Consider the following 11,093-nt stretch of genomic DNA (forward strand, 5'->3'; position numbering starts at 1 on the left):
TGGTCACCGGCCAGCCGGCGCCCGACGCGAACCAGAGCTTCCAGATCGCGGCCCTCTATCCGCCCAACTTCGCCGTCGCCGCGGGCAATCTCGCCATCACGAACGGAACCCTCGCCGCCGGCGTGCGCGTGATCAACGGCCAGCAGTACGACCGCGTCGAGACCATCCTGCTGCGCGTGATGGACGACGTCGGCCGCGTCGGCTACTCGCCGATCCTGACGATGCAGCCGGGCGGCCTCGGCTTCGCGGTGACGGCGCCCGACACCGCCACCGTCGGCGGCCCCAGCGACTTCCCGGTCACCGTGCGCCTCGTCGACCTCGGCACGGGCTTGGTCGTCACCAGCCAGGACAGCACCTTCAGCGTCGACGTCTACTCCGGCCAGACCGGCCAGCTCGGCGTGGGCAGCTGGAGCGTTGGCGCCGGCGTGCTCGCCGGGGGCGTCGCCAGCTTCCGCGAGACCTACACGGGCGCCGGCCACATCTACCTGCGCGTCCACGACGCGCGCGGCGTGGTCGGGATCTCGAACACGATCGTGATGCGCTCGGACGGCTACAAGCGCCTGCAGCTCATCGCGCCCGGCGAGACGCCGCAGCCCGGCGTCAGCTCCCCCACCGGCAAGACCGGCGCGCCCATCCTCCAGCAGGCGGAAGTGCCCTTCATGGCACAGGTGCGCGCCACCGATCAGTTCTGGAACCTCAGCGACACGATGAGCGCGGGCGAGATCAACCTGAGCAGCTCCGACGGCAGCCTCCAGCCCGGCAATCCCGTGAACAACGGCATGCCGCTGATCGGCGGCATCGGGGACTACGAGCTCGTCCTGCACAACCAGGGCAACATTACGGTCTACGCCGAGGACGCCGACAACCCCGCCGTACTCGCGCACGCGGTGGACATCCCGGTCGGCGAGGCGCACTACGCGATCAGCGTGCCGGCGCAGGCGCAGGCCGGGCCGCCCGCGAGCTTCGCGATGACGGTGCGGCTCGTGCGCAACGACGGCTCCCTGATCACGGGGGCCAACGAGGAAGTCACGCTCACGGCCCTCACCCCGAGTCAGGGCCCGGCGCTGGGCAGCCTCGGCATCACGAGCGGCGTGCTCGCCGCGGGCGAGCTGGCGATCAGCGGCCAGACCTACCCCGTGGTCGAGGACATCGTCATCCAGGTCAGCGACGCCCGCGGCCGGCGCAGCGTGAGCGGCATCATCCACATGGTGCCGGAGGCGGTGGGCTACCGGGTGACCACGCCCGGCAGCGCCACGGTGGGCCCCCCCGCGACCTTCCCGCTCGAGATCGAGATGATCGACACCGCCACCGGCCAGCGCGTGACCAGCGAGGACCGCAGCTTCACGATCGCCCCGATCAACCACAACACCGGCCAGCCCGGCGCGGGCGAGCTCGCGCTGACGGCGGGCAGCACGACGCAGGGCCTGGCGACGCTCACGCAGTCCTACTCGGTGGCCGAGGCGATCTACCTCCAGATCACCGACAGCGCGGGGCTCGTGGTCTTCTCCAACCCGATCCAGGTGCAGGCCGGTCCGCCGGCCTCCCTCAGCCTCAGCGCGGTGCCGCTGATCCTGGAGGGCGGCCAGGCCGCCACCTTGACCGCCTCCGTCAGCGATCTCTTCGGCAATCGCGTGCTCGCCGAGCCGGTGGCCTTCAGGCTGCTCGCCGGCGACGGCCAGCTCGCCGCCGACAGCGTGCTCACGGGCAGCCTCGGCACGGCGACGAACACCGTGCTCGTGCCCGAGGGCGGGCGCGCGGACCTCGTCGTCCAGGTCGCGGTGCGCGACCTGCCGACGCGCACGGTCGAGATCGCGGTGATCGGCCCGCCGGTGACCACCCTCAGCATCGCCGGCAGCAGCGCCGAGACCGAACAGGGTCGCCTGCTCCTGCCCTCGAGCGAGCTGCAGCTCTCCAGCACCAGCGAGCTCGGCGTGCAGGCGATCTACTGGGAGATCGACATCGCGGGCGAGGGGCGGCCGGAGCGGAGCTACAGCGGCCCGCTGCGCTTCGCCGATCTCGGGCTGACCGAGTATGGCGAGCACCGCTTCAGCTACTACGCCATCGACGTTCACGGGAACCGCGAGGCCGTGCAGCATGCGACGCTGATCTTCGGTGAGGCGCTGGCGTCGACGCGGCCGCTCACGAATCGCCCCAATCCCTTCCAGGCCGGGCGTGAGGCGACGGTCATCCTCTTCACCGCCCGCGCCGACGGCACGGCCGTCCTGCGCATCCACGATCTCTTCGGCGGCCTGGTCTGGTCGCACGAGTTGTCCACGCGAAGCGGCGAGACCTACCAGGTCCCCTGGGACGGCCGCAACGGACGCGGTGAGGTGGTCGGCAACGGCGGCTACCTCTGCACCGTTCGCACGGGCGGCGATCTGCTGCAGCGCAAGATCGCGGTGGTCAAGTAGTCGGCGAGGTGAGCACCATGAAGCATCGCATCCTGTTCAGCGCCATTCTGCTCCTCGCGGCCGCGCCGCCGCTCGCCGCCCAGGAGGCCGCCGGCGGCCTGCCCGGCGCCTTCTTGCGCTTCGGCGGCAGCGCGCGCGGGCTCGCCATGGGCGGCGCGGCCACCGGCCTGGCGAACGACGTCGGTGCGCTCTTCGCCAACCCGGCCGGCCTCGAGCAGGTGCGCGGCACCGAGCTGCTCTTCTTCCACGCGGAGCTGCTCGCCGATACCCGCTACGAGTACGTCGGGCTCGTCCAGCCCCTGGGCGCCTACGGCACCCTCGGCCTGGCCGGCACGCTGCTCAGTTCGGGCGAGTTCGAGCGGAGCAGCCTGCTCGCCGACAGCGACGAGACCTTCGATGAGCAGCAGAACGCCATCCAGATCAGCTTCGCGCGCCGCTTCGGCAGCCTCAGCCTCGCCGCGAGCTACCGCAACGTCAACCAGCAGATCGCGGGCTACAGCGCCAGCGGCTCGGGCGTGGACCTGGCCGTCTTCAACCGCCCCCATCGGCTCTTCAGCTTCGGCCTGCTCATGCAGAACCTGCTGCCGCCCAAGCTCACGCTCGATCAGACGCCGGAGACCTTCCCGCTCACCCTGCGCCTGGGCGGCGCGCTGCACCTGCAGAACGGCCGCTGCCTGACGACGCTGGACCTCGTGCGCGTCGGCGACGCGCCGCTGGTCCTGCAGGCCGGCAGCGAGCTGTGGGTGCCCGGCGGCTTCGCGCTGCGCAGCGGCTGGGACACCCAGCGCGGCAGCTACGGCGCGGGTGGCGGCTACCGCAACGGCCCCTGGCAGCTGGACTACGCCGTCGCGGACACGGAGATCGGCCTCTCCCACCGCCTCAGCTTCACCTGGCGCTTCGGCGTCGCCACGGGCATCAGCCTGCGCAGCGATGCCACGCGCTTCTCGCCCAGCGGCGAGCGCAACCAGGTCGAGCTGAAGCTGAGGAGCCAGTTCCGCGGCAAGGCGAAGGGCTGGGAGCTGGCCATCCTCGACGGCGGCGGCAAGCCCGTGCACGGCGCGCGCGGCAGCAAGGAGCCGCCGGCCACCTACACCTGGGACGGCCGCGACGACGACGGCCGCCTCGTGTCGACCGGCAACTATCGCGTCGTGGTCGTCGTCCACGACGAGTACGGCGACCCCTGGTCGCAGGAGATCGCCGTCGAGATCCGCGACTACGATCCGGCCCTGAAGACCCCCGTCCAGCTCGAGGTGAACTGAGGTGCGCTCCATGTGGAAAGGACTCCCGCTGCTCGTCTGCGCGCTCGCCGCGCTGGCCCCCGCGGCCGGCGCGCAGGAGACGGCAGGCGCGCTGATCGACGCCGCCGACCTCCTGCTGGCCAAGGACGGCGCGAGCATGGCGGCCGTGGACGCCTATCGCGCCGTCTGCCAGAAGTTCGAGCACTCCGAGCACGCTGCGCGCGCGCGCACGATGGCCGCCGAGTGCCTCTGGCGCCTGGGTGACCTCAAGGCCGCCGATGCCGAGTTCGCTCGCGTGCCGAGCGCCACGGGCGCCACCCCCATCCTGCGCGCGTCCGCCGAGCTGCGCCGGGGCCAGTGCGCCTTCGCGCTCGCCGACTTCCCCCGCGCCGCGCTGCACTTCGGCGCCGTGGCCGGCGGCGAGGGCGGCTATCTCGCTCGCGACGCGCAGCTCGCCCTCGCCCAGACCTGGGTGGCCCTCGGCGAGTGGGAGGACTTCAAGGCGACCGCCGATCGCCTCGTCGCCGCCTGGCCGCGCTACGGCGAGCGCCCAGAGCTGCGCTTCGCCTACGGCGTCTACCACTACCAGCGCGGCGAGCTGGCAGCCGCGCGCGCCCAGTTCCAGCAGGTGGAATCCGAGCGGGCTCGCTACTACACGGCGCGCACCCTGGCCGAGGAAGGCCAGCACCTCAAGGCCATCCAGCAGTTCCGCCAGCTCCTCGTGCGCTACCCGGAAACCGCCCTCGCCGAGGACGTGCGCTTCGCCATCGCCGAGTGCTTCCTGCGCTCCGGCCAGCGCCAGCTCGCGCGCAGCGCCTTCGAGGACGTCCTCGCCGCCCACCCGACCAGCGAGCACGCGCTTGCGGCGCGCTTCAAGCTGGCGACGATCCTCTTCCAGGACGAGGACTACGCCCGCACTCTCGACAGCCTGGCCGCCCTGCTCGCCGACGCCCCCGCGGCGGATCCCCTCCGCGAAAAGGTGCTGATGCTCCAGGGCCTCGCCTACTTCCAGCTCGGCCGCGAGAGCGAGGCGGATCACGCCTTCAGCGCCATCCTCGGCGCGTTCCCCAAGGGCCTCACCAGCTCGAGCGCACTCTTCAGGATGGTGCACCACTACGCCCGGGGCGAGAACTGGAACCAGAGCATCGGGCTCGGGCACATGTTCATGGATCGCTACCCGGGCGATCCGCTCGCCGGGCGCGTGCAGCTGATCCAGTCGCTCGACCAGATCGAGCTGGGCAATCTCGGTCCCGCTCGCGAGCTGCTCGGCAAGCTGCTCGACCAGGCGGCCGGCACCGACCTCGGCGAGAAGGCGCTCTTCCTGCTCACCTGGTCTTATCATGAGGACGGCGACCACGATCGCATCGTCACGAACTACCGACACCTGGCGCGGCGTCTCCTGCCCACGCCGAACCCCTGGCGCGCCCACACCTACTAAAAGATCGCCGAGAGCTACTTCGAGCTCGGTCTCTACCAGGACGCGGCCGACCTCTACCGCCTCGTGCTGAACGACTACCCATTCAGCGATGCGGCGCCCTACGCCCTGCAGGGCATGACGGCCAGCTACAGCCAGCTCGGCGAGGACCAGAAGGCGGCCCTCGAGCAGGAGCGCTACCTGCTCGTCATCAGCAACGAGGCGAGCGAGAATCCGGCGAACGCGCTGGCCGCCGCGGGCATGCACTTCAACCGCAAGGACCACAAGCAGGCCCTGGCGCTCTACGACGAGTTCCTCGCCACGCAGCCCACTGGCGTGGAGTGCGCGCAGGCGCTCTACCAGTCCGGCGAGTGCCTCTACGCGCTCCAGTACTACGAGGACGCCGTCGCGCGCTGGCAGCGCGTCATCGCCGAGCATCCCGACTACGCCGACCTGCCGGGGGTACTGGGCAAGCTCGCGGACACCCTCTTCGGCCTTAAGCGCTACGACGAGGCGCGCGCCATCTACGGGGATCTCGCGGCCCGCTACCCGGAGGCGCCCGCGGCCGAGGAAGCGCTCTTCAACCAGGCCAACTGCGTCTACAACGCGGGCGACTACGACAGAGCCGCCGCGCTCTTCAGCGCCTACCTGACGGCGCACCCGGCCGGGCTGCGCGCCCTCGACGCGCAGCAGGCGGTCCAGGCTTGCTTCCTGCGCAGCGGCCGGGACATGCTGGCCTACGTCGAGCAGAACCCAGACGCGACCTTCGCCGCGGAGGTGCTCTGGGAGCAGGGCAGCGAGGCCTTCCGCGAGCAGCGCTACGCCGAGGCGGCGCAGCGTCTGGAGGCGATCACGCTGCGCTATCCCAACGCGGAGGTCGCTCCGGACGCGCTCTTCTACCTGGCCGAGTCGCGCTTCGCGCTCGGCGATCTCGACGGTGCGCGCGTCTGCTTCGAGAACTTCACGGCGACCTACCCCGATCGCCCGCTGGTCGCCGCGGCGCTGCTCAAGGCGGGGCACATCCTCTACAGCCAGGAGAAGTACAGCGAAGCGGCCGGCCACTTCCTGATCCTGGCCGACCAGTATGCGAGTGACGCGCTGGCCCCCCTCGGGCTCTTCAACGCCGGGCTCTGCTACCGGCAGCTCGAGCAGTGGGGCAGCTTCCTGCGCAACGGCGAGGACTTCCTGAAGCGCTACCCCGAGCACGAGCGGCGCCTGGAGCTCGAGCTGCAGATGGCCGACGTCTACCAGAACGAGACGGGCGACGCCGCCGCCGCCCTCGCCCGCTACGAGGCGCTGGCGCAGCGGCCGGATGCGCCCTCCGTGCTGGTCCACTACCAGCGCGGCGAGGCGCTCAGCAAGCTCGGTCGCACCGACGAGGCGCTCGCGGCCTACGCCCTCGCGGCGGACAGCCCGAACGCGCTGGCCGACGACCACGGCATCGCAGCGCTCGCCCGCATCGCCTCGCTCAAGGAAGAGGCCGGGGACCTCGCCGGCGCGCGAGGCGCCTATCAGCGCATCGCTCAGAATCCCCACAACGCCGAGTGGGCGGCGCTCGCCCACGATCGCATCACCGCTTTGGACCAGGACCAGCAACAGGCGGGCGCCAACTAGAGCCCGGAAGGATCCGCAAAGGAGAGGGAATGCTCACGGACAACAACATGATGGTGATGTTCTTCAAGAGCCAGACGATGCTGGTGCTCATCGCCTGCAGCGTCGTCGTGGTCACCTTCGCGCTGGAGCGCTGGATCTACTTCCTGCGCACGCGCTACTCGGCGCGCGAGTTCAAGGCGACGATGCGCAAGCAGCTCTCGCGCAACCAGCTCAGCGAGTTCTCGCGCTACTGCGAGCAGGGTAGCGGCTCGCTGGGCCGCATCATGGCCGCCGCGGTCGAGAATCTCAGCGCGGGGCGCGAGCAGGTCGACCAGATCCTCGACACCGAGATCGAGAAGGAGCAGATCAAGCTCGAGAAGAACCTGGTCATCCTGGGCACGCTGGCCAACATCGCGCCTCTGCTCGGGCTCTTCGGCACGGTGGTCGGCATCATCCGCGCGTTCCGCGACATTGCCATCACGGGCAGCGGCGGCTCCTCGGTGATCGCCATGGGCGTCTCGGAGGCGCTGCTGACCACGGCCGCCGGCATCGTGATCGCCGTGATCGCAACCGTCTGCTACAACTACTTCACGCGCACGATCCGCGTGCGGGCCACCGACGCCGAAGACGCGCGCAACGACTTCTGGAAGTACGTCAACAGTCGGCCGGTGCAGTGATGGCGCGTGCCCGAGCGAAGCAGCTCCCCGGCATCGCTGAGGCGAACATCGTTCCTCTCGCCGACGTGGTGACCACCCTCATCGTCGTCTTCCTGATGACGATGCCGGCCCTGATGTGGTCGGGCATCCAGGTCAACGCCACGCGGGCGGCAAAGACGGAGACCGTCGTCCGCAAGGAAAACAGCGCCGAGGACAAGCTAACGGTGCTGGTCACCGCCGGGAGCATCCAGGTCGACGGTCGCCACGTCGACCTCGCCGAGCTGGGCCGCCTCGCCCGCGAGCGGCTCGCCGCCAGCGCGGATCGCACGGTGATCGTGGTGCCCGAGGCCGACGTGCGCCTGGGCAACGTGGTCACCGTGATGGACGTCCTCAAGCAGAACGGGGCCAAGGGGCTGGCGCTCCTCGGCCGCGCGAAGGAGCAGTAGTCGTGCGCAGGATGCACACCGGTCTGCCCGAGCCGAAGACGGACGTGGTGCCGATCATCAACGTCGCCCTCGTCGTCGTGCTCACCTTGATGGTGATCAGCCCCTTCCTCAACAACAGCGAGTCGGCGGTGGACTTGCCGGACGCCGCGGCGACCGAAACCGAGGATCAGGACAAGATCGAGGTCGTGCTCACGCGGGAAGGGGCGATCGCGGTCGACGAGTTGCCGGTGACCCAGGCCGAGCTGGAGCCGACCCTCAGCGCCATCTTCGCGCGCCGGCCCAGCAGCATGGCCGTGATCAAGGCCGACGAGGGCATCGCCTACGGCGACATCGAGCTGCTCCTGGCCGCCGTGCAGCACGCCGGCGCGCCGCGCATCGCCCTCGCCACCGAACAGAAGAAAGTCGAGGCCACGCCTTGAGCGCCCGCGCCACCCTCTCGGCCGCGCCGCGCGCCTGGCGGCGCATCCGCTCGGACACGAACCTGGGCTTCGTCCTCTCCCTGGGCCTGCACCTGCTGCTCTTCCTGCTCCTGGGCAGCTTCAGCGCGCGTCGGATGACCCAAGGCGAGAAGCTGACCGAGATCGCCTACATCGAGCAGCGCTACGGCGAAGCCGTGGCGAAGAAGGTCAGCCTGGCGCCCGAGAAGCTGGCGCCGGCCGTGACGACCACGCCGGCCGAGACGCCCCAGCTCGAGGGCTCGCTCTTCGCCAAGGACAAGCCGACGGGTGCGCCGGCCGGTCCGGAGCTGGCCGCGCCACCGCCGCCGCTGCCCACGCCGCGCGAGGCTCCCAATCCCTTCACGGCGCCCACGCTCACCTCGCGGCAGCGCCGCAGCGAGGCCCCGGCGCTGCCGCGCGTCAGCGAAGAGCAGCTGCTGCTCAGCGCCGGCCTCACCGACAATCCGCGCCGTGTGCTGATGGGGGCGGAGGACGTGAATCTCAAGGGCAAGGTGCTCGTCGGCCGCAGCTCGCGCCTCGGCGACGATGCTCTGTTCAAGGTGGAGTCCGGCGAGGCGCCCGCGCTGGCGGGCGGCGCCCTGACCCTCGCCGTGCCGGAGGGCGGCCTGGTCGGCGGCCATCCTGAGCTCGTCGGCGGCCAGCTCGCGGAAGGCAAGCAGGCCTACCGGGGCGCGCTGCCCGGCGGCAACCTCGTGGCCAAGGATGCGAGCCGCGAGCGGCTCACCGCGCTCTCCTCGCTGCAGGTCGGCGGCAAGAGCCCCGCCGGCGACGAGCTGGCGGGCACGGGCATCGCCGAGCCGGGGCGCGGCGCCGGTCTCATCTCCCGCGGCGGCAGTGACGCCGTGACGCGCGGCGGCAGCCTGCTGCCCCGCCGCGAGGGCAGCGAGGCGCGCCCGGCCCCGGCCGTCCCGCGCAGCATCGAGCCGGAGCGGCCGGCCGTGGCGGCCGCAGCCGTGCCGGCCCCGACGGCGGGCCCCGGCGGCGCCCAGGCCGAGAAGGACGTCTCGATGACCCTCAGCGGGCCCATCCTCGACCGCGAGGTGCTGGCCTCGCAGGCGCCGAGCTACCCCGCTGCCGCCAAGCAGCAGGGCTGGCAGGGCACCGTCAGCGTCTACTTCACGGTGCGGCCGGACGGCACTGTCAAGAAGGTGCTCATCGAGAAGGCCAGCCCCCACCAGGTGCTCGACGAGGCGGCCAAGCGCTGCCTCGAGCACTGGCGCTTCAGTGCCCTGCCGACCGGCGCCACCGCCGAGCAGTGGGGCGTGCTCACCATCGTCTTCAGGCTGCGCTGATCGCGGAGGCCGCCATGCGCTCGACACTCGCCCTGTTCCTGCTCCTGCTCGCGGCTGCCGCCGCCCCCGCGCTGGCGGAGGGCGCCGCGGCCGCGCCGCCGGTTACCGTCCAGCAGATGGAGGTCGTGGACGACAACGAGTTCCGCGTGCAGGTCGAGAAGACCGAGCTGGACTACCACCCGCGACCGGAGGACCTGGACGACGGCAACACGGACGTGGAGCGGCTCCTCTTCGAGTACGCGCCGCTGGAGAGCTTCAACCCCTACCTCTTCGACAGCGAGCGCGTCGATTGCCCGGTGATCCCCGACTTCGGCAGCCGCGCGGTGACGCGGGCGCCGGTCACCACCTTCCGCACGGAGTTCGCCGCCAGCGCGGACGTCAAGCACTGGCGGCTGGACATCACGGACTACCGCGGCGAGGGCTTCCGGCGCCTGGAGGGCGACGGCGTGCCGCCGCTGGAGCTGGCCTGGGACGGCCGCAGCGACCACGCGGAGATGCTGCGACCCGGCTTCCCCTACTCCTTCCTCTTCACGATCGAGGATTCGGGCACGAACCGCTACCAGTACGCCGGCAGCACCTTCGTCCTGCCCACGCTGGCCTACGGCGAAGGCAAGAACCTGCGCATCGAGGCGGCGGGGGCCGAGTTCTTCGTCACGCGGGAGGCCAAGCCGCTGCCGGCGGCGGAGCGGCGCATCGACCGGCTCTTGCGGGAGATCCTGGAGGCGCCGGATCGCGCCATCCGCGTCGAGGCGCAAGCCGAATCGGCGGCGGTGGCCACGGCGCGCGCCCAGTGGCTGGCCGAGCGCCTCGAGGAGCGCTTGCTGCTCGCCGACGGCCAGGTTGCCTTCGAGGGCCGGAGCTACAAGGGGAACCCGCCCGGTCGCGACGGTCTGCTGCGCGTCACCCTGCTGCGCGACCACAGCGGCCGCTAGCAGGGCGGCACGGGCACTGCCTAGCGCATGAGCCCCATGGCGTCGCGGGCCTCGCTCAGCACCTCGCGGGCGATGCGCCGGCAGCGCTCCGCCCCCGCCGCGAGCACCTCGCGCACGCGCTCCGGGTGCTCCGCGAGCGTGCGATAGCGCTCGCGGACCGGCGCGAGCTGGGCGTCGATGTTGTCGGCCAGCACCCGCTTGCAGTCGAAGCAGCCGATCCCCGCGCTGCGGCAGCCCGCGGCCAGCTCGGCCCGCCTGGCCTCGTCGGTGAAGGCCTTGTGGATCGTGAAGAGGTTGCAGTCCTCGGGCTCGCCCGGATCGCTTCGCCGCACGCGGCGCGCGTCGGTGACGGCGGGCCGGAGCTTCTCCCAGATCTCCTCCGGGCCGGCGAGCATGGCCAGCGTGTTGCCCAGGCTCTTGCTCATCTTGGCCTGGCCGTCCAGGCCGAGGATGCGCTTGGCCGTACTCAGCAGCGGCTGCGGCTCCGGGAAGACCTCGCCGTAGCGCGCGTTGAAGCGGCGAACGATCTCGCGCGCCAGCTCCAGGTGCTGGACCTGATCCTCGCCCACCGGCACGAGTTCCCCGCGGTAGAGCGAGATGTCCGCCGCTTGCAGCACCGGATAGCTGAGCAGGCCGACGTTGATGTTCTTCCG

The 11,093-nt window shown here is 71.2% G+C and carries 9 protein-coding genes; 8 read left to right on the forward strand and 1 reads right to left on the reverse strand.

The features are described from left to right. The first annotated feature begins 2,428 nt into the window (after positions 1-2,428). The 8 genes from FJ251_09555 to FJ251_09590 all read left to right on the forward strand — a co-directional run bounded on the left by FJ251_09555 (position 2,429) and on the right by FJ251_09590 (position 10,440). A complete protein-coding gene (locus tag FJ251_09555; protein MBM4117962.1) occupies positions 2,429-3,670 on the forward strand; it encodes a PorV/PorQ family protein in 1,242 nt (413 codons plus the stop codon). Between the two features lie 10 nt (positions 3,671-3,680). Then, complete coding sequence (locus tag FJ251_09560; protein MBM4117963.1) at positions 3,681-5,087, forward strand: tetratricopeptide repeat protein; 1,407 nt, start codon at positions 3,681-3,683, stop codon at positions 5,085-5,087. A gap of 63 nt (positions 5,088-5,150) precedes the next feature. After that, complete coding sequence (locus FJ251_09565) at positions 5,151-6,677, forward strand: tetratricopeptide repeat protein (protein MBM4117964.1); 1,527 nt, start codon at positions 5,151-5,153, stop codon at positions 6,675-6,677. 29 nt (positions 6,678-6,706) lie between these two features. Beyond that, positions 6,707-7,333 (forward strand): MotA/TolQ/ExbB proton channel family protein, encoded by a 627-nt coding sequence (locus FJ251_09570; GenBank protein MBM4117965.1) that lies wholly within the window; start codon positions 6,707-6,709, stop codon positions 7,331-7,333. Then, positions 7,333-7,758, forward strand: coding sequence for a biopolymer transporter ExbD (locus tag FJ251_09575; GenBank protein MBM4117966.1), 426 nt, complete (start codon positions 7,333-7,335; stop codon positions 7,756-7,758). The genes FJ251_09570 and FJ251_09575 overlap by 1 nt, the downstream gene beginning before the upstream one ends. 2 nt (positions 7,759-7,760) lie before the next feature. Continuing rightward, the gene (locus tag FJ251_09580) at positions 7,761-8,177 is read left to right on the forward strand and encodes a biopolymer transporter ExbD (GenBank protein MBM4117967.1); all 417 of its coding nucleotides are present in this window, start codon (positions 7,761-7,763) and stop codon (positions 8,175-8,177) included. Further along, a complete protein-coding gene (locus FJ251_09585) occupies positions 8,174-9,508 on the forward strand; it encodes an energy transducer TonB (GenBank protein MBM4117968.1) in 1,335 nt (444 codons plus the stop codon). The genes FJ251_09580 and FJ251_09585 overlap by 4 nt, the downstream gene beginning before the upstream one ends. Positions 9,509-9,522: 14 nt before the next feature. Then, entirely contained in the window at positions 9,523-10,440 is a 918-nt protein-coding gene (locus tag FJ251_09590) for a hypothetical protein (protein MBM4117969.1), read from the forward strand. 20 nt (positions 10,441-10,460) lie between these two features. Here the strand turns inward: FJ251_09590 and FJ251_09595 are convergent. After that, positions 10,461-11,093, reverse strand: a 633-nt coding sequence (locus FJ251_09595; protein MBM4117970.1) for a tryptophan--tRNA ligase, incomplete at its 5' end; no start/stop codon positions are given.

The organism is bacterium (genome assembly GCA_016873475.1).
Taxonomy (GTDB): Bacteria; Krumholzibacteriota; Krumholzibacteriia; order JACNKJ01; family JACNKJ01; genus VGXI01.